Genomic DNA, 19,892 nt, shown 5'->3' on the forward strand with positions numbered 1-19,892 from the left:
ACCGGACCGCGAGCGGCCAAAAAAAAAGGCCGCCCGCAGGCAGCCTGATACGTGAGGTGTCGGGGGGCTTTGAAGCGCCGCGACAAAAATCGTGTATGTGGCTTCCCTACGGCAGTACAAACTGCGTCAGGTTCAAAGGGTTGGAATATCTCCGTCTCAGCCCGGTTAAGGGCACCCCCAGCAAAGTTACAACTGATTGTGAGATTCTTTTAGCATCATCCGCCCCGCCCGCGCAAGGAAAACCGACGAGGCTGTGGACGAAGGGTTCCGCAACGACTCCCGGGAGTGCCTGCAGGTCGTCCAGAGCCTGTTTTCACGGCTCAGCACCCACGCAGGCCGATGATTTTTCCGACACCGGTGCCCTCCCCATGGGCGGCTGCCGGGTCGGGCTTTCCGAACCACCCCTGTTTTACCCCATTGACCCGGAGGTACCATTCCAGTATAACTATTGAAGATTTCAAGACTTGGGGCCACTTTTTATCATTTTTCAAAGCACCTTTTCACCCCCTCAGATCCCTGCACCGGAAACCTCCGGATCTCTCGATTTCAGCGCCTTCTCCGTTCCCTTTTGCGTCCACTTTTCCCCTTGCCGCACCCGTTTTCGGAGAAAAAAAGGTTCCCTCATGAGAATTTAAGATTGACAATCGTATGCTTTTGTATATATTCGGTGCCCTTGATTGCTCCTGACGCCGGCCTTTTGTCTGGTCTAAGCAAACAAACCACCATGAGCAAAATCTGGAAAGGCTCGTTAAACCGGGGTAACGTGTGACTTACACCCACCGGACAGGGAATGATACGTCTTCATTCCCTTTTGGGTTGTCATGTGCTGCCTCGATCGTTTTTTCAAGAAGGATACGTGACAATGAAGACCGACTTGCAGAAAGTTAGAAACATAGGCATCAGCGCCCACATCGACTCCGGGAAGACCACCCTGACCGAGCGCATTCTCTTTTACACCGACAGGATTCATGCCATCCATGACGTAAAGGGCAAAGACGGCGTCGGCGCCACCATGGACTCCATGGAACTCGAAAAGGAGAGGGGCATTACCATTGCCTCGGCTGCCACCTACTGTGAATGGAAGGGCCACGAGGTCAACATCATCGACACCCCCGGCCACGTCGACTTCACCATCGAAGTAGAGCGCTCCCTGCGTGTTCTTGACGGTGCCATCCTGGTTCTCTGCTCTGTGGCCGGTGTCCAGTCACAGTCCATCACCGTTGATGCCCAGATGAAGCGCTACAAGGTTCCCTGTATCGCCTTCGTCAACAAGTGCGACCGAAGCGGCGCCAACCCCTTCCGCGTTATCGAGCAGCTCAACGAAAAGCTCGGTCACAACGCTGTTGCCATGCAGATTCCCATCGGCCTTGAGGACAACCTCCAGGGCGTGGTGGACCTCATCGCCATGAAAGCCTACTACTTCGACGGCGACAACGGTGAAAACATCCGCGTGGAAGAGATCCCCGCTGAGCTCCTCGACGAGGCACAGGCCAAGCGTGAAGAGCTCATCGACCAGGCCTCCCTCTTCTCCGAGGCCCTCACCGACGCCATCCTCGAAGAGGCTGAGATCACCGACGAGATGATCGTTGACGCGGTCCGCATCGGCACCATTGAGCGCCAGATCACCCCCGTTTTCATGGGCTCCGCTTACAAGAACAAAGCGATTCAGCCCCTTCTGGACGCGGTAACCCGTTACCTGCCTACCCCTGACGATATCACCAACGAAGCCCTGGACCTCGACAACGAAGAGGCTCCCGTGGTTCTCGAAGGGGATTCCGAGAAGCCCACCGTGGCCCTGGCCTTCAAACTTGAAGACGGGCAGTACGGGCAGCTGACATACATCCGTGTGTACCAGGGCTCCCTGAAAAAAGGCGACACCGTGAACAACGCCAAGAACGGCCGTAAGATCAAGATCGGTCGTCTGGTCCGTATGCACGCCTCAGACATGGAGGACATCAACGAGATCCCGGCTGGTTACATCGGCGCCCTCTTCGGCGTTGACTGTGCTTCCGGCGACACCTTTGTTGACTCCGCGGTCAACTACTCCATGATGAGTATGTTCGTGCCCGAGCCCGTTATCTCCCTGTCCATCACGCCCAAGGACAACAAAGCTCAGATCAACATGAGCAAGGCCCTCAACCGTTTCACCAAAGAGGACCCCACCTTCCGCTCCTTCATCGATGATGAGACCAACGAGACCATCATCGAGGGCATGGGCGAGCTTCACCTCGAAGTATACGTCGAGCGAATGAAGCGTGAGTACAACGCTGAAGTGGAAACCGGTCAGCCCCGCGTTGCCTACCGTGAGACCATCACGCGCCGCGCTGAGTTCGACTACACCCACAAGAAGCAGACCGGTGGTTCCGGTCAGTTCGGTAAAGTCATGGGTTACATCGAGCCCCTCGAAGACGAGCAGTTCTCCTTCGAGAGCAAGGTTGTGGGCGGTCGTATCCCCACCCAGTTCATCCCCTCTTGTGAGAAGGGCTTCGAAAGCTGCATGGCCAAAGGGCCCAAGCTTGAGTTCCCCGTTACCGGTATTGCCGTTACCCTTGAGGACGGCGGCTTCCACGCGGTGGACTCCTCGGAGATGGCCTTCCAGGCTGCGGCCAAGGGTGCCTTCAAACAGGCCTATGAAAAAGCCAAGCCTGTTATCCAGGAACCCATCATGAAGGTCGAGATCGAAAGCCCCAATGAGTTCCAGGGCCCATGTATGGGCTTGATTAACCAGCGCCGTGGTATTATCCTTGGTTCTCAGGACGAAGGGACCATGAGCCGTATCGAAGCTCAGGTTCCCCTCGCTGAGATGTTCGGTTTCTCAACCGTTCTGCGCTCTTCCACCCAGGGCAAAGCCCAGTACACCATGGAGTTCAGCACGTACAAGACCGTGCCCTCCTCCGTGTCGGAAGAGATCGTAAAGAAAGTGAACGAAGAGAAAGCTGCCAAATAGCCTGATGGAACACATCACCCGGCAGCATATCCGAACATCCGATTTTTGGTTGGAGGAGACTGCCGGGTTGACACCATGGGGTCATTTTTGAGTTCGAACCTCAGCGACGAGAGAGGATACTATGACAAAAAAAGAATTGATCTTCAGGAACCCCTTCGGTGCACTGGGCATCGATTGCGATGACATGATCAACGGAGGAGAGCTCGGTGCCGTTATGGCTCGTGCCGGTCTCGGCAAGACCTCCCTGGTTGTTCAGATGGCGCTCCACGCCATGGCTTGCGGCAAGAAAGTTCTCCACGTCAGCCTGGAGGAACCCGTCAACAAGGTCAGCGTCTGGTACAACGAAATGTTCGCCAACCTGGCGGATCTGAATCGTGTGGAAGAGCCTCAGTCAGCCTACGACGAGATCCTTCCCAACCGCATGATCCTGACCATGAATGTGGATGGCTTCTCCATGGCCCGCCTGGAAGAACGCATCAACGACCTCGTCGAGCAGGACCTGTTCAACCCCGACATGATGATCATAGACGGGTACCCCTTTGAAGAGAAGGGTCGCGAAGACATGGAAGAGCTCAAGGCCCTTGCCTCACGCATGGGTTACTTTGCCCTCTTCACCGTCAAGACCCACCGCCACGAAGCTCTTGCTGAAAACGGCCTGCCCGTTCAGCTCGGCGGCGTGGACGATATCTTCTCCACCCTGCTCCAGATCGTTCCGGAGAACAACACCATCTATGTCAAAGCTGTCAAAGGCTCCAAGGCAGACAAAGAGTCCGCCGTCCTCGACCCTGAGACCATGATTATCCGCTAAGCCAATCCCCTTTAAGGGGATTGTTCTTGGATTACGGACGCAAAAAAGGCACCCCGAAACGGGGTGCCTTTTTTATTTTGATGCCATCCGAGCCTCTTTCCCGTCAGGGAAACAATTCCTATACCTCCGCTTCCCCCCAGACCACACAGTGATTCCGACCGAGTTCTTTGGCCCTGTATAGCGCTTCGTCAGCCATGTGCACAAGCTCTGCCTCCCGGGTCCCACCGTGGGGAGTCATGGCAGCCACGCCCAGGCTCAGGGTGACGTGGGTTACGAGGTCGGCCCGTTCATTCGTCACAGCCAGCCCCTCAATGCAGCACCGCATGGTCTCGGCCAGGTGCCGTGCCCCATTGAGGTCGGTACTGGGCAGAATCACCACAAACTCCTCTCCCCCGTAACGTGCCACGAGATCTCCGGGTCGGCGGGCACAGGAGACAAGGGCTTCGGCCACCCGGGCCAGGCAATGGTCACCGGCCTGATGGCCGTGTGTGTCGTTGTAGCGTTTGAAATGATCGATGTCGCAAAGGATAAGGGAGAGTTCCGATTGCTCACGGAGATGGCGGTTCCACTCCGTCACAATGCATTCGTCGAAGTGCCCCCGGTTGGCAATGCCGGTGGTGGCATCCATGATGGACGCCCTGCGCAGCTCTTCGTTGACGCGCTTGAGCTCCTGCTCCACGCGCACGGTCATGGAGATATTGATGCAGAACCCGTAAAATCCGTTCACGCGTTCCTTGGCATTGCGGGTAACCTGGCCGTAGCACAAGGCCCAGGTCAGCCCCCCTTCCCGCCTGCGCAGCTGACAGCGAAACCGGTTGAGCTGCTCCCCTTCGTAGAGTTGAAAAAGAAACGATTCAGCCTGGAGCGGATCGGAAAAGAGACAGGAGACATTCTGAAGGCTTTCTGTGAGATGGGTGGGGGATTCATATCCGAGCATCCAGGAGAGTTCGGGATTGACCACAAGAATGCGGCCTTTGATGTCTGCCTGGAAGATACCGATGGGAGAACTGCTGAAGAGGCTCCTGGCCTGGCTTCTGGCCCGGTTGAGCTCATTGACGGCCAGGGTCTGGGCCGTGACGTCCTTGACCATGACGGCCAGGCCGGTTTCACCGGACTCCCGGAGTGCGGGCACCGCATACCAGCGACAGAAACACATATCCCCCTGCCGGGTCACGCAGGCCGTGGACACGTCGGAGACGCATGCGCCCCGGAGGCACGCCTTTAAAAAGCCCTTGAGAGTATCCCCCTCCTCCGGAGACGGAACCAGGGAGGTCACCTCACGGCCGATCATCCGAGACGCGTCATAACCGAACAATGCCTCGGCCGAAGCCTCCCACTGAGAAATGGACCCATCTGGTTCCAGCCCGATGCTCGCAACCCCCGCTTTGGCCTGAAGAAGGAGGTGAGCCGGCATGGCACCCTTCCCCTCCCCTCTTCCTGTGGCCCGGTGAAACTCACCTGAGCAGCAACCACCGTCCTTTACAAGCCATTTTTCCAGCACCCTTTCCCTCCAGACCAGGCCCTGCCTGCCGTAGCCCGGGTACACACCCCGAGCCCCGAGCGGTCCCGCCCATCATATCGAGAAATAAAACCGGGATTACCTCCCCCCAAAAAGACCGGCAGCCGCTCAACGTGTCTGTTTGAACGTTCCCTGTTCAAAAACCACCCAAACCAAGGAAAGACCTACCACAATAACTGCCCCATGGCAAAGAGAGCATAAATAAAGAGGGCGATGCTCAAGCAAAATGAGCACCGCCCCTGCGGATCCCCCATCCCGGCCACAAAGGCATCTCTGCCCAGCAACACGGTGAATTCATGGGCCTGCCATGCCCCCATCCCTGTCATGGAGCATGACAAGGGCCTTGCTTACTCGCCCTGTTTTTTCAACCCCCGGGACACGGCATCGGCAATTTTACCGAGGTTTCCAAAGTAATCCTCCGCCAGGGGGTCCAGGGGAACCACCGCCCCGTCAACGGCGGCCGCCACCTTTTCCGCGGTGTGGCGATCAAATTGGGGCTGAACAAAAATCACGCGAACCCCATCTGCCCTTGCCTGTGCAATGTACCGTGAAAGGGCCTTGCCCTTGGGACTCTTCCCTTCCACCTCCACGGCCTTTTGAACCAGCCCGTAGGCATCGGCAAAGTACCCGAAGGCCGGATGAAACACGTAAAGGGTCTCACCTTTAATGGGGGCAAGCGCCCGGGCAATCTGAGCGTCCAGGGCGTCCAGGTCCTGAAGCAGGGCAGCACACCCGGCCTCGTAAACCGATCGGCCGGACGGGTCCAGGGCGATGAGGGCGTCCCGCATGGTCACGGCCTGGATCCGAACCCTGCCCGGGTCCAGCCAGATGTGGGGATCCATGCCTTCGTACTCATCGTGGCGGTCGTGATGCCCCGATGCCTCGTGGTGATCATGGTGGTGGTGGTGATCCCCGTCATGGTGATGATGGTCACGGGCCATGGCCAGCAGGGGCACCCCTTTTCGGGTATCCACCACCTGAAGGTTTCCGGACATGCTCGTGATCTTGGGCATGAGGTGGGTTTCATAGGGAACCCCCATGCGGAAAAAAAGGTCTGCGCCACCAAGCCCGGCTATCACGGAGGGTTTGGGACGATACATGGCAGGGCTCTCCCCGGGGGTAAGCAGCACCTTTACCTCAACCCGATCTCCACCGATGCGCTCCACAAAGACCTTCTGGGGCGGAATACTGACAAATGCCGTCACCGCCTTTTCGCCTGCAACCGCCCTTAAGGGCAGACTCAAAAAAATCACACCAGCAACCCATTTCACCCACGTTTTCATCTTCCCTCCTTAAGGTCTGTTTCTTTTACGGCCGCACCACTTGTCACAAGATTGCCTTCAGTGGTCTTTTTCCATCTCCTTGATCTCCCGGCGCCTGTCATCCTCTGCCTTCTGCAACACAGATTCCACTTCCCGGGCCTGCTCAAGGGCATCTCGCTGCGCATCGTACATCCGGGTGTCCTCCTCCTTCTTCCCGTCACCGGAGCAGGCAACAAAAAGGGCCACCACACACGCAGCAGCCATAATCACCACATGCTTCTTCATCATGTTCGAAATCCTTTCCAATGGGTTGGCGGAAATAAGGCAGGCAAGAGCTGTCTCCGAAGCGGTCACAGCCCCTTCAAAACCGGGAACGGCACATCATAACTAGAGTGTGCCATTGCAAAATGATCCGTTCATAGCGAAATGTCAACAGAAAGTCAGGATGAAAAAACAGCGGTGAAAGAACAAAAGCAGAGAGGATGGGAGGGGGAGCCCGCTCCTGGGGCTCCCCCGATTTCAGAGACCTACCGGTGGGAGACTGGGAGTCCTCAGGCCATGGACCCCACGGTATCCGGGACAATCAGCACGGCCTCGGTCTTTGCGAGCACCTCTTCCACGCTGACCCCCGGAGCGGTCTCTTTGAGCAGGAGGCCGCCTTCGACAACCTCCATGACGGCCAGCTCCGTGACGATCAGGTTGGCTTCCTTAACCGCTGTGAGCGGCAGGTTGCACCGCATGAGGATCTTTGACTCTCCTTTGCGATTGGTGTGATCCGTTGCAATGATCACCTTTTTTGCCCCGGTGCACAGGTCCATGGCGCCCCCCATGCCGGGGACCATTTTCCCGGGGATGATGTAGTTGGCGATGTTGCCCTCCTGATCCACCTCAAGGGTCCCGAGGACCGTGGCATCAATGTGCCCGCCCCGGATGATGCCGAAGGAAGTGGCGCTGTCAAAAAAGCAACCACCGGGCAGAATGGTGACAGGCTGGTTCCCGGCGTTGATGAGATCCGGGTCTGCCTCCCCTTCCGCCGGTGCCGGGCCGATGCCGATGAACCCGTTTTCGGATTGCAGAAGCACCTCCACCCCGTCGGGGATATAGTTGGCCACCAGGGTGGGCATGCCGATGCCGAGGTTCACGATGTCGCCATCCTTGAACTCCCGGGCAATGCGCCGGGCAATGAGTTCTCTGCCTGTGGGTTTATCAGCCATGTTTCACCTCCCCTGCCTGTACAACGGCGTCCACAAAAATCCCCGGAAGCATGACATGGTCGGGATCCATGGTCCCGGTGTCCTCAATGTGCTCGGCTTCCACAACAACATACTCACAGGCCATGGCCATCAGGGGGTTGAAGTTCTGGGCCGACTTGCGAAAGATCACGTTGCCGGCCCGGTCCGCCCTGTGGGCCTTGATCAGAGCCACGTCCCCTTTGATGGGGGGCTCCAGAAGATAGGCTCGCCCGTCCACCTCGATTTTTTTCTTTCCGTTCTCCACCTCGGTGCCCACCCCCGTGGGGGTCAGGATACCACCGAGGCCCACACCGGCTGCACGGATTCGCTCAGCCAGGGTGCCCTGGGGCACGAGAATGGCTTCAATGCGGCCTTCGGTCATGGCCTTGCCGAACTCGGGATTGAGCCCCACGTGGGAGGCGTAAAAGGTTTTCACCGACCCCTGGCGCACGAACTTGCCTGCCCCTTTCCCGGGGACGCCGGCGTCATTGCAGACGATGGTCAGGCCGGTCAGGTTTTTGGCCACCACCGCGTCCACGAGCAGCTCAGGGGTGCCGACGGTCATAAACCCGCCGACCATAATCACATCATCGTTTTTTATGCTCCGGACCGCCTGGTCCAGCGTCTTTACCTTGTTCATCGTTATGCCTCCAAAGGCCGTTAGATATGTCCTCAAAGTCTTGAAGCGTAAGCGTTGTTAAAGGAACATCAGCACCACCGAGGTAACAAGACCTCCCCAGAGCAGGGCCACGGTGCAGTAGCCCATGATGTCCCGGATGGTGAGCCCGGCGATCCCCAGGAGGGGCAGGGCCCAGAAAGGCTGAATCATGTTGGTCCAGGCATCACCCCAGGCAATGGCCATGGCCGCTTTCCCCAGGGGAACCCCCAGCTCTTGTGCAGCTGGCATCACAATGGGGCCCTGGACGGCCCACTGACCGCCGCCGGAGGGCACGAAGAAGTTGACGATGCCTGCGGAAAGATACGTGAAGAAGGGGAAGGTGGTGACCGTGGAGACCTCCACAAACCACTGGGAGATGGAGGCGGCCAGGCCGGAATGGACCATCATCCCCATGATGCCTGCGTACAGGGGGAACTGCAGCACGATGCCGCCGGTGTTCTTGATGGCGTCGTTCATCACGCGAAGGTACTTGGCCGGGGTCTTGTGAAGGATAATACCGGCAAAGAGAAAGATGAGGTTCACGCTGTTGAGCCCCAGCTTGCCGCCGGTGGCAAAGTAGTAGATGATGTATCCGAAACCCATAGCGCCCAGGAGCATGGAGATCACCATGGAGTTCTCCAGCCGTTCGGCAGGCGTCATCTCGGATCGGGGCTTCAGGGGCTCTTCTTCGTGCTCATCGGCAAAGAGGGCGGGATCGACCTCCACCACATCCTCGGCCTTGGGCATCATCATTCGGTTGATGATGGGAAGGGAGGCAAGGAGGATCACGCAGATCAAAAGACTCTGCCAGGAAAAGATCGTTTCGGATACGGGGATCTGCATGCCCCCGGTGATCTGAGCCATGAAGCCCTTGGCATCGGCCACCTTCAGGGGAATGGACCCGGAGAGCCCGGCATGCCAGACAATGAAACCGGTATAGGCCGAGGCCACGAGGAGACCGTAGTGGACCCCCTTGACCTTTTTGACCATCTCACGGGCCAGGAGTGCGCCCACGATCAAACCGAACCCCCAGTTGACCCAACAGGCCACCAGGGCCACGAAGGTGGTCACCGTAATGGCCTGGGACGGTGTTTTAGCCACCCCTGCGATGGCCTTCAAAAACGACTCCACCAGCTGAGTCCGTGCCAGGGTGTGGCCGGTGACCAGCACCAGCACCATCTGCATGGCAAAGGCGAGGAGTTTCCAGAACCCCTCCCCCCAGTACTTGACCATGGAGACAGGGGACTGGCCCTGAAAGATCATGCCGAAGATAAAAACGAGAAACGTCAGGATGGCGGCAAACAGAAACGCATCCGGCAGCCAGCGACGGACGATTTTGCTGAAAAAGGCAGCGAGACCTCTTATCATGGTGATTCCTCCCTTGTTGTGATGCGGCCCGAAACACCCTTGTGACGGTGGCGCACCCACAGTTAAACCCAACTCTTGCCACAGGGTTAGCACCATGCATGCCAATCCGTGAACATCAGCCACAACAGCCCTGTTTAATGAAGGATACAGATATAGCCCAGGTATCTGATCAGGAGGATAAATCGAAAAGGTGTGCAAACTTCGGGAGAGGGCTGTGTAAGGTTTACACAGCCCTGTCAAGCAGAGGAGATCGAAAAGAGATGAACCGTCAGTGTTGTGTCAATCCGTACTTATCAATTTTATAAATCAATGCCTTGCGGCTCATCTTCAGCATATCGGCTGTTTTCACACGGTTCCAGCCGGTGTCGTCCAGGGCGCGTTGCAGGATGTCCGCCTCCACGGCGTCCATCTTCTCCTTCAGGGAGCTTCCCTGCCCCGGCACCCCGGCCCCTGCCGTGCCAGGGGCTCCGCCGCGGAGCGAGACAGGCAGGTCTTCGGCCATGATCACCCCACCCTGCCCCATGACCACGGCCCGCTCCACGGCATTTTCGAGCTCACGCACGTTCCCGGGCCAGGGATAGGCCATGAGCTGGTCCAGGGCCCCGTGGGAGATCTGCTGGACCTGTTTACCCGTCTCCTTGTTGGACCGTGCAATAAAATGATCCACAAGAAGGGGGATGTCTTCCCGCCGATCCCGCAGCGGCGGGATATCCAGCAGAACCACGTTGAGGCGGTAGTAGAGGTCTTCCCGGAAGCTCCCCTGGCGGATGGCCTCGGCAAGGTCCTTGTTGGAGGCTGCGATCACCCGGACATCGGCATCAAGGGTCCGGGTTCCCCCCACGCGCTGAAAGGTCCGGTCCTGAAGAACACGCAAAAGCTTTGCCTGAAGGTTCGGGCTCATCTCACTGATTTCATCGAGAAAAATGGTTCCGCCCGCCGCCAGTTCAAACTTGCCGGGATGGGGCCCCACTGCCCCTGTGAAGGCACCCTTTTCATGGCCGAAGAGCTCGCTCTCAAGGAGCCCTTCGGGGATGGCGGCGCAGTTGAGATTCACCAGGGGCCCCTGGCTCCGACGGCTGTTGTAGTGAATGGCCCGGGCCACCAGCTCCTTGCCCGTGCCGCTCTCGCCCTGGATGAGCACCGTGGAGTTGGTGGGGGCCACCCGGCCGATGTTTTTAAACACCTCCTGCATACCGGCCGATGTGCCGATGATGTTGTTGATGGAGTACCGGGTCCTCACCACCCGCCGCAGGTCTTCCACCTCACGGGTCAGGCTCTGAATCTCCAGGGCGCGCCGGACATTGAGGATGATCTCCTCGTTGTTGAAGGGCTTGGAGATGTAGTTGTACGCCCCCAGCTTCATGGCCTCCACGGCGGTGTCCACCCCGGCAAAGGCCGTGGTCATGATTACCGGCACCTCGGGCCAGGCGTCCCGCATCACACGAAAGGCCTCCATGCCGTCCATCTCCGGCATGCGGATGTCCATGAGCACAAGGTCCACCGACTCCGCCTCCATGCGCGCCAGGGCATCCTTGCCGTTGACCGCATCCACACAGGCAAATCCCTCCATTTTAAGGACCTCGCACAGGAGAATCCGAACATGGGCCTCATCATCCACCACCAGCACGCGTTTTTTATCCGTTCCCATGGGCCTCCCCTCTGGTCTTCACAGGCAACACCACCGCAAACCGGGTCCCCTTGCCCGGCCGGCTCTCCACCTCCACCACCCCGTGATGGAGGTCCACAATCTTCTGCACGACTGCAAGACCCAGGCCAGTGCCGTTGCTCCGTGTCGTAAAAAAGGGGTCGAACAGCCGCGGGACCTGTGAAGGGTCAATGCCCTTTCCGTTGTCTTCCACCACCACGGCAACGCCCCGGTCAACGACCAGGCTCTCCACACGGACATGCCCCCGGGGTCCCACCGCCTGCACCGCGTTGATCAAAATATTGAGAAAGACCTGTTTCATCTGCTCCTGGTCCACCACCACCTGGGGCAGGCCCTCTCCATAAACGGTCTCGACCTGCACATCCTGGCGGCTGGCGTTGAGATTCACCAGAAGCAGGGTATCGGTCAGGATGCCGTTGATGTCCACGGCCAGCTTCAGGGATTCGGATGGTCGGGCATAGTAGAGAAGCTCCCGGACCATCTTGTTGAGGCGATCTACCTCCGCCGTGACAATGCCCGTGTATTTGCGCCTTGGGTCACCGGCCTCCATGCCGGTTTCAATGAGCTGGACAAACCCTTTGATGGAGGTCATGGGGTTTCGGATCTCATGGGCCACGCCTGCTGCAATTTCCCCCAGTGCGGCCAGGCGGTCTGTTCTCTGCATCTGCTCTTCCAGGCGCCGCCTGGACTCCAGCACTTCTGCAAACTCGTTGACCGAAACGGCAACCTCCCCCAGCTCTCCGCCCATGGGGGCGATGCGGTGGGTGACATCGGTTTCAATGGCCTTTATGCCCCGCTTGATCTCCCGAATCCTAAGCCCCACGGCATGGGCGATAAACGCCGTACCGGCAAAGGAAAAAATGATACCGGCGGCAATGGCCACATAAAAACGATAGAGCATCTTGCGGATCTGGTCGTTGATGTCGTCCATGAGCTCATTGGCCCAGATGTAGCCGATGACCTCACCGTCCCTGTTGATGGGGAGCATGCAGTTCATGATCTCACCGCGAACCAGGGCGGCGGTCTGTACCCGTGCCATGCCCGTGGTCATGACAAACCGCCCCTTGTGATCCGCACTGATGCTCTGCCCCACTTTGTGGCCCAGGGTTTTGCTGGGACCGTAGGTGATGATGGCGTCCAGATCCCTCGAGTAGTACCCCACCCCCACCCCGGGCTCGGACAGGGCCACCCGATCCGTGATCTCCCTGAGCCGTCGGTTCAAAGCACCGATGCGGGCGGCCCGGGAAACCGTGGTCAGGCCATCGGCCTCAAGGATGGATTCAAAGGATCCGGCCAGACTGGCGTCCAGCATGCGGGTCAGGGCAAAGAGCTTGCGCTGCTTTTCCTGAAGCAGGGAGTGTTCTGCCTCGCGCATCAGGACAAACCCGGTGCCGATGGAAGAAATCGCAATGATAATGGAGACAAAAAGAAAGATGAAAATCCGGATGGGTATACGTCTCATGCAAACACAGCCGTTGGGGTAATGGGGGGTTGCCGTTTGGGACGCTTCAGCCTGGAGCCGCAGTCAAAAACGGCACCTTATTTCTATTAAACCCAAGGGCCCTGTGCTTGTAAACACTTTTCACACCCCCATGACCGATATTTGCCCAATAAATACCAGAAATTGTTTTCCTTAAAAAACAACGACTACAAAACTCAACAGACAGCCGAACATATGAGCATTGAGCCGATACAGGGAGGCCGTGGCGATATTGACACCCCCCACCAGACCCGGTACGATAGAGAGCTTTACAATCAGGGACCGACCCCATTACCCCGGACATCCGAAGGGCCTGAGGCCCATCTGACCTGCGGGAATCGTCGCGTCCCCATGAGCCGGTGTGAACCGAAATCGATTCGCCGGTGAACTTTTTTACCAGAGCAACAACCTCGGAGACCCGACCCGTGCAATCAAAAATATTGATTCTTAAGTTCCCCAAGGAGGCCTCCCCAGAGCCGGTGGTCTGCTACCTTGCCAGAGACTATGAACTGACCTTTGCCATCCTGCATGCCAACATCTTCCCCCGTCGGGAAGGGATCATGGTTCTTGAGCTGAAGGGCACCCGGGAAAACTTCAAAAACGGATTGGAATACCTGAAAAGCAAGGGCATCAAGGTGAGCCGCTCGGATCAGGAAGTGACCCGCGACGAGGCGCGATGCACCCACTGCGGGGCCTGCACTGCCGTCTGCCCCACCGGGGCACTGGCCATCGAGCGTCCCTCCATGGAGGTGATCTTCGACCTTGAAAAATGCAGCGCCTGTGAACTCTGTGTTCCCACCTGCCCGTCCAACGCCATGAAGGCCAATCCCAAGGACAAGAATTTCTTCTGATGAACAGCCACACCACAGCCGTCGCAGTAAGCGGCGGCATCGACTCCCTGTATGCGGCCTGGCGTCTCAAAAAGGCAGGCCACAAGGTGGTCGGCATCCATTTTATCACCGGCTACGAGCCCGTAAGGTCGGCGCACCAGGCCGTAAGCCCGTCCCCGCAGCTGACCCTTCATTCGGAAAGCTGCCGGGTGGCTATCCCCGCCATGAACCACGTGGCGGAGCAGCTCGACATCCCCATCCACATCATCGACATCAGAGATCGGTTCGAGGCAGAGGTGGTCTCCCATTTTGAAAAGGCGTACCGGGACGGGCTCACCCCCAACCCCTGCCTTCTCTGCAACCCCACGGTCAAATTCGGTTACCTACTGGACGTGGCCGAATCCTTAGGCGCCCGGGACCTTGCCACTGGCCATTATGTCCGCACCCGCACCGACGAGGATGGCGGCCTTCACCTTTTAAAAGGGGAAGACCCTTTCAAGGACCAGTCCTATTTCCTTGCCATGGTGCCACCGGAGCGTCTTGCAAAGGCCGTGTTTCCCTTGGGAGGCCTGCGCAAGGAAGAGATCAAGAAAGAGGCCGCTCTGGAAGGGCTTACCTCCTTTGCCAAGGGAGAGAGCCAGGATATCTGCTTTATTCAGGACGGCGATTACAAAGCCTTTCTCCTGTCCCGCCCCGGCTTTGCCATGGAGCCGGGCCCCATCGTGACCCCGGACGGCACCGAGGTCGGACGGCACCTGGGCCTCCACGGGTTTACCGTGGGCCAGCGCCGGGGCATCAACTGCCCGGGCCCTTACCCCTACTACGTCCTGGCCCTGGAGCCCGAGGCAAACCGCCTGGTGGTGGGCAAAAAAGAGGACCTCTTGTCCGAGACCTGCACGGTGGCCCGAATCAACTGGATCCGCCCACCGGCCAGTGACTCCTTTGAGGCCACCTGCAAAATCCGCTACAGCCACAAGGAAAGCCTTTGTCGCATCGAGCTGGACCCGAGCCGTGAGGGAGCCACCGTAATGTTCGACTTCCCGCAGTCCGCGGTGACCCCGGGCCAGGGGATCGTGTTCTACGCAGGGGACGAGGTCCTGGGCGGAGGGTGGATTACCCGTTAAAGATCATGAATTGAGTACAATGATCAACATGACCTCCGGCGGCTCTGCCGGGGGGCAGCTTTTCTGCGACGTTTTTTCCCTTTGCACGCCCGACCAACGGACGATGCAGGGACACGTTGCGCTTTTATACCCAAACACCATCGCCATGTGATCATGGCGACCATCACAGGTCGATATTATGCCACGCTATTTCATCAACACCCTGGGCTGCAAGGTGAATCGGTTTGAATCCGACGCCGTGGGCATGGCCCTTACCTCCCGGGGCTGGCAGGAAACCCAAAAGCCCGCAGACGCCGACGTCTGCATCATCAACACCTGCACCGTCACCGGCAAAGCCTCGGTGGAGTCGCGGAACCACATCCGCCAGACCATTCGGAAAAACCCCTCCGCCAAAATGGTGGTCACCGGGTGCTACGCCCAGACCGAAGCCGAAGAGGTCGAAAAGATCGACGGCGTGGACGCCGTCATCAGCCACACGGAAAAACACAAGCTCCCCGAGCTGATCATCGCTCTCGTTGAAAAAGGAGAGGCCCACTTCTCCGAGGACCGGAACAAGAGCTGCCGGGAGACCGAGTTCAAAGGCATTGACGTTGACGCCCTGGGCACCCGCACCCGCCCCTTGCTGAAGGTCCAGGACGGCTGCAACGCCTTCTGCTCCTACTGCATCGTGCCCCACACCCGGGGCCGCTCCCGCAGCATGCCCATGGCCGAGGCCGTTTCCCGGCTGGCGTCCCTTGGGGCCCGCGGGTACCAGGAGGTGGTGCTCACCGGCATCCACATCGGCTGCTACGGCCAGGACCTCACCCCCCCCACCAGCTTTTACGCCCTGCTCAAGCGCCTGGCAGAGGAAAAAGCGGTGAAGCGGATCCGCCTGAGTTCCATGGAGCCCATGGAGATCACCGACGAGGTCATTGACATCATCACCGGGTCTCCCTTCTACTGCGACCATGTCCACATTCCCCTTCAAAGCGGGGACGACACCGTGCTCTCCCGCATGAAGCGCCCATACACCACCGAGCGTTTCCGCGAGCTGGTAACCCGGATCCACGCTCTTTCCCCGTCGGCAGCCATCGGCGCGGACGTCATCATTGGCTTTCCCGGTGAGACCGAAGAGCAGTTCGAGAACACCTGCGCGTTCTTAGAGTCCCTGCCCCTGGCCTATCTCCACGTCTTTCCCTTCTCCCCACGGGCAAAGACCCCTGCAGCCACCTTTGACGGACGCCTCGACAAAGAGACCATGAAGCACCGCACGGCACGCGTGCGCTCCATCGGCCAGGCCGCAAAAAAACGGTTCATGGAAGCGGCCGTGGGAACCCGCGCCGAGGTGCTCGTTGAGCGAGAGCGGGACCATCAGACGGGTCTTCTCAAAGGGGTGACCTCAAACTACATCCCGGTGCAGTTTGAAGGGGACGACAGCCTCATGAACCAGCTGGTGCCGGTGACTCTGGAGGCCGTCACCCCCGACGGCCACCTCACGGGGAGACAAGAGGAGAGCTGATGATTCGGCGCGGTCTCTTTTCCATGGCGTGTCTTATCCTGCTCCTGGCCGGAACCCTGGCCCAGGCAGCCCCCCCGGAGCGCATCGTCTTCGGGGGAGACGCCCAGTACCCACCCTACGAGTTCCTGGATCAGGACGGGAACCCCACGGGCTTTACCGTGGAGCTGACCCGGGCTCTTGCCGAGGTCATGGGCATGGAGATCGAGATTCGCCTGGGCCCCTGGGAAGAGATCATGGAGGCCTTTAAAAAAGGAGAGGTGGATGTGATGCAGGGCATCTCCTACTCGGACGAGCGGGCACGCCGGTATGAGTTTTCCCAGGCCTACACCCTGATCCACCACTCCATCTTTACCCGGGAAGAGACCCTGGGGGTGGGCAGCCTCTCCCACCTGGCGTATAAGCAGGTCCTTGTTCAGCATGACGGGATCATGCACGAGACCTTAAGGCAGAGCCCCCTGTCCATCACCCCGGTGCCCGTTCCTTACCAGACCGACGCCCTGCGCATGGTGGCGTCCGGTGCCTACGACTACGCCATTGTGGCCAACCTGCCCGGTCTCTATTACATCCGGGAACACAAGCTCTCCAACATCCGCAAGCGTGGAAACCCCGTGGCGGTGCAGCTCTACTGCTACGCCACCTTAAAGGACAACACCGAGCTGATGGCGCAGATCAGCGAGGGCCTTGCCATCCTGAAAAAAACCGGCCGCCTCCGGGAGATCCACAACCGATGGCTCGGGGTCCTCTCCCCGGGGATCCCCACCCGAAAACTTATCATCGCAGCCGGTTTGCTCTTCACCTTCATGGCCATGGTGGTCATCGGCAACATCCTGTGGTCCCGGACCCTCAAACGGGAGGTGGCCCTGCGCACCCGGGAGCTGGAGACCCGGCAGAAGCAGCTCCTCCAGGCCGATAAAATGACCTCCCTTGGTTTTCTGGTCTCGGGCATCGCCCACGAGCTCAACAACCCCAACGGCCTCCTCCTGCTCAACATCCCCTTGCTGGTGGCCGCCTTCAAGGAGATGCACCCCGTGCTGGAGCAGCACTACAGGGAACACGGCGATTTCAAGGTGGCGGGCCTTCCCTACTCCCGCATGCGAGACGAGATCCCCCTGATCCTGGACGAGACCAACGACGCCGCACGCCACATCAAAACCATTGTGGAGGACCTCCGGGATTTCTCCAGACAGAGCGACGATGAAAAGGAAGAGACCAACCTCAACACCATCGCCGTCAATGCCCTGAGGCTTGTCCGGCCCACCGTGGAGAAGTCCACCCGCCACCTGGGCGTGGAACTCCGTGAAGGCCTTCCCCCCATCCAGGCCAACCCCCAGCGCATCGAACAGGTGGTGATCAACCTGTTGCTCAACGCCTGCCAGGCCCTGGAATCCACGGAATCCGCCATCCTCTTGAAAACCGACAGCGACTCGGCCAAAGGCATCGTCACCCTGTCGGTGACCGATGAAGGGTCGGGCATCGATCCCGAGCATCTGGACCACCTCACTGATCCCTTCTTCACCACCAAGCGGTCGGTGGGCGGCACCGGCCTCGGATTGTCGGTTTCGGCGGGCATTGTCAGAAACCATGAAGGCAACCTGACCTTCGAATCCCAGCCGGGCCGGGGCACCACCGCCACCCTTGAACTCCCCGCCCTGGACAAGGAGTAACCCATGACCGGTGTGTTGACCCACGATTTTCCCATCCTCCTCATTGATGACGAGCCCTCGTGGCTCCGCAGCTTAGGGCTCCTCCTGGAGCGTGCCGGGTTTACCAACCTGCGCAAGCTCAGCGACGGACGCAAGGTGCGCGATATCCTGGCTGACGAAGAGATCGGAATCGTGCTCCTGGACCTCATGATGCCCGACATCCCCGGTGAAGAGCTGATCTCCGTCATCCGGGAAGAGTCCCCGGACACGGTGATTGTGGTGGTCAGCGGCATGAACCAGGTCAGCCTTGCCGTGCAGTGCATGAAGATGGGCGCCAGCGACTACATCGTCAAAACCGGCGCCGAGGAACGCATCGTGGCCACGGTGAGAAACGCCGTGAACCTCTGGGAGCTGAAACGGGAAAACCGGGCCATCCGCTCAACCATCAGCAAGGCCCCGAGCAACCCCGAGGCCTTCAGCCACATCGCCACGGCCAACCGGTACATGATCTCCATCTTCAGCTACATCGAATCCCTTGCAAGTTCGCGCCAGCCGGTCCTCATCACCGGAGAGAGCGGAACGGGCAAAGAGCTCGTGGCCCGGGCCATCCACCGCGTCTGCAACCCACCCGGCCCCATGGTGGCAGTGAACGTGGCCGGGCTGGACGACACCATTTTTTCCGACACCCTCTTCGGCCATGTGCGGGGCGCCTTCACCGGAGCCGATGCACGGCGTGCAGGCATGGTGGAAAAAGCCTCGGGGGGCACCCTTTTCCTGGATGAAATCGGCGACCTCTCCGCCCCCTCCCAGGTGAAGCTCCTTCGCCTGCTCCAGGACGGCGACTACTACCCGGTGGGAAGCGACCACTCGGAAAAAATCAACGCCCGGGTGGTCTGCTCCACCCACCAGGACCTCACCATCAAAGGAAAAGAGAGCAAAGAGCGACGCTTCCGCAAGGACCTCTTCTACCGTCTCCAGACCCACCACATCCATATGCCCCCCTTAAGGGAACGGAAAGACGACATTCCCGTCCTTCTGGACACTTTCCTTGCCATGGCCGCCGAAGAGACCGGCAAGAAGGTCCCGGCCTATCCCCCGGAACTGCCGGTCCTCCTGGCTACCTATCACTTCCCCGGCAACATCCGGGAACTAAAATCCATGGTCTTTGACGCCGTGGCCCGCCATGGGGGCGGCACCCTCTCCATGGCATCCTTTAAAGAGGCCATGGAAGGACATGCTCCGCACCACCCCGACGCACAGGCTGTCTCCGGGCAAGCGGACGGCAACCCCTTTTCGGGCCTGGACCCCCTGCCCACCCTGGCCGACGCCTCCAACCTCCTGGTGATGGAGGCCATGGACCGCGCCGAAGGCAACCAGAGCATCGCGGCCCGAATCCTCGGAATCTCCCAGCCAGCCTTGAGCAAACGCATGAAGCAGCTCAGGGAAAAGCAGGATGAGTAAGCAATGGCCCCATCGCCTCCGGGCTGAAAGGGTTTAAGAAGCAAAAAAACAGGAATCGATGCGCGTTCCCTGAAGACCTGCCCCAAAGGGGTATAACCAAAATTATAGCCATAACTTTTGTTATATAAGAAAGTCTTCCCCTGTTTTTTGAGCTTTTCCACAATCTGCCGCCACCATCTATTCCTTTGGTTATAGCCCCTCACGCATATTAGAAGCTCCTCAAAATAAGACATTTCATCCATTCAATCAGTTTGTTACGAAAATTAGTATATCTTGGCACCGACCTTGCTCTTAAAAAAACTGACTCAGCACCGGAGTCACGGTTTATTTGCGTTTTCCGTTTCTCCGGACATCAGGATGGAATGCTGCCCTTAAAATCAATCGGATTTCGAAAGC

At 58.8% G+C, this 19,892-nt stretch carries 15 protein-coding genes and 1 riboswitch; of the genes, 7 read left to right on the forward strand and 8 right to left on the reverse strand.

The genetic code is table 11. The features are described from left to right. Window positions 1-86: 86 nt before the first annotated feature. Window positions 87-189, reverse strand: a riboswitch (TPP riboswitch). Between the two features lie 673 nt (window positions 190-862). Together fusA and ACOYW0_RS25690 are read left to right on the forward strand one after the other, a co-directional pair. Beyond that, window positions 863-2,947 carry an elongation factor G gene (gene fusA, locus ACOYW0_RS25685; protein ID WP_482416531.1) on the forward strand — a complete coding sequence of 695 codons (2,085 nt, stop codon included), beginning with the start codon at window positions 863-865 and terminating at the stop codon, window positions 2,945-2,947. Window positions 2,948-3,068: 121 nt separating this feature from the next. Beyond that, window positions 3,069-3,755 (forward strand): AAA family ATPase, encoded by a 687-nt coding sequence (locus tag ACOYW0_RS25690; protein WP_180141340.1) that lies wholly within the window; start codon window positions 3,069-3,071, stop codon window positions 3,753-3,755. A gap of 118 nt (window positions 3,756-3,873) precedes the next feature. Here the strand turns inward: ACOYW0_RS25690 and ACOYW0_RS25695 are convergent, their stop codons facing one another. The 8 genes from ACOYW0_RS25695 to ACOYW0_RS25730 all read right to left on the reverse strand — a co-directional run bounded on the left by ACOYW0_RS25695 (window position 3,874) and on the right by ACOYW0_RS25730 (window position 12,922). Continuing rightward, a complete protein-coding gene (locus ACOYW0_RS25695; RefSeq protein ID WP_482416532.1) occupies window positions 3,874-5,169 on the reverse strand; it encodes a sensor domain-containing diguanylate cyclase in 1,296 nt (431 codons plus the stop codon). 452 nt (window positions 5,170-5,621) lie between these two features. Continuing rightward, window positions 5,622-6,557 carry a metal ABC transporter solute-binding protein, Zn/Mn family gene (locus tag ACOYW0_RS25700; RefSeq protein WP_482416533.1) on the reverse strand — a complete coding sequence of 312 codons (936 nt, stop codon included), beginning with the start codon at window positions 6,555-6,557 and terminating at the stop codon, window positions 5,622-5,624. Between the two features lie 57 nt (window positions 6,558-6,614). Further along, complete coding sequence (locus ACOYW0_RS25705; protein WP_482416534.1) at window positions 6,615-6,824, reverse strand: hypothetical protein; 210 nt, start codon at window positions 6,822-6,824, stop codon at window positions 6,615-6,617. A gap of 263 nt (window positions 6,825-7,087) precedes the next feature. Next, complete coding sequence (locus tag ACOYW0_RS25710) at window positions 7,088-7,750, reverse strand: 3-oxoacid CoA-transferase subunit B (RefSeq protein ID WP_180141331.1); 663 nt, start codon at window positions 7,748-7,750, stop codon at window positions 7,088-7,090. Next, the gene (locus tag ACOYW0_RS25715) at window positions 7,743-8,408 is read right to left on the reverse strand and encodes a CoA transferase subunit A (RefSeq protein WP_482416535.1); all 666 of its coding nucleotides are present in this window, start codon (window positions 8,406-8,408) and stop codon (window positions 7,743-7,745) included. Before ACOYW0_RS25715 ends, ACOYW0_RS25710 begins: the two co-directional genes overlap by 8 nt. A gap of 57 nt (window positions 8,409-8,465) precedes the next feature. Then, window positions 8,466-9,794 carry a short-chain fatty acid transporter gene (locus ACOYW0_RS25720; RefSeq protein ID WP_482416536.1) on the reverse strand — a complete coding sequence of 443 codons (1,329 nt, stop codon included), beginning with the start codon at window positions 9,792-9,794 and terminating at the stop codon, window positions 8,466-8,468. Between the two features lie 268 nt (window positions 9,795-10,062). After that, window positions 10,063-11,442 carry a sigma-54-dependent transcriptional regulator gene (locus tag ACOYW0_RS25725; RefSeq protein ID WP_482416537.1) on the reverse strand — a complete coding sequence of 460 codons (1,380 nt, stop codon included), beginning with the start codon at window positions 11,440-11,442 and terminating at the stop codon, window positions 10,063-10,065. Further along, the gene (locus ACOYW0_RS25730; protein WP_482416538.1) at window positions 11,429-12,922 is read right to left on the reverse strand and encodes an ATP-binding protein; all 1,494 of its coding nucleotides are present in this window, start codon (window positions 12,920-12,922) and stop codon (window positions 11,429-11,431) included. The genes ACOYW0_RS25725 and ACOYW0_RS25730 overlap by 14 nt, the downstream gene beginning before the upstream one ends. A 443-nt stretch (window positions 12,923-13,365) precedes the next feature. On the opposite strand from ACOYW0_RS25730, the gene ACOYW0_RS25735 reads away from it, so the two are divergent. The 5 genes from ACOYW0_RS25735 (at window position 13,366) to ACOYW0_RS25755 (ending at window position 19,496) form a co-directional block, all read left to right on the forward strand. Continuing rightward, window positions 13,366-13,791, forward strand: a complete 426-nt coding sequence (locus ACOYW0_RS25735) for an NIL domain-containing protein (protein WP_482416539.1) — start codon at window positions 13,366-13,368, stop codon at window positions 13,789-13,791. After that, window positions 13,791-14,894: a tRNA 2-thiouridine(34) synthase MnmA gene (gene mnmA / locus ACOYW0_RS25740; protein WP_482416540.1), complete on the forward strand. Its 1,104-nt coding sequence runs from the start codon at window positions 13,791-13,793 to the stop codon at window positions 14,892-14,894. Before ACOYW0_RS25735 ends, mnmA begins: the two co-directional genes overlap by 1 nt. 178 nt (window positions 14,895-15,072) lie before the next feature. Then, window positions 15,073-16,392, forward strand: coding sequence for a tRNA (N(6)-L-threonylcarbamoyladenosine(37)-C(2))-methylthiotransferase MtaB (gene mtaB, locus ACOYW0_RS25745; protein ID WP_482416541.1), 1,320 nt, complete (start codon window positions 15,073-15,075; stop codon window positions 16,390-16,392). Further along, window positions 16,392-18,056, forward strand: coding sequence for a transporter substrate-binding domain-containing protein (locus ACOYW0_RS25750; protein WP_482416542.1), 1,665 nt, complete (start codon window positions 16,392-16,394; stop codon window positions 18,054-18,056). The genes mtaB and ACOYW0_RS25750 overlap by 1 nt, the downstream gene beginning before the upstream one ends. A gap of 3 nt (window positions 18,057-18,059) precedes the next feature. Beyond that, window positions 18,060-19,496 (forward strand): sigma-54-dependent transcriptional regulator, encoded by a 1,437-nt coding sequence (locus ACOYW0_RS25755; RefSeq protein ID WP_482416543.1) that lies wholly within the window; start codon window positions 18,060-18,062, stop codon window positions 19,494-19,496. The last annotated feature ends 396 nt before the right edge of the window (window positions 19,497-19,892 follow it).

This window comes from Desulfoluna sp. HI9BLuna (assembly GCF_056829775.1).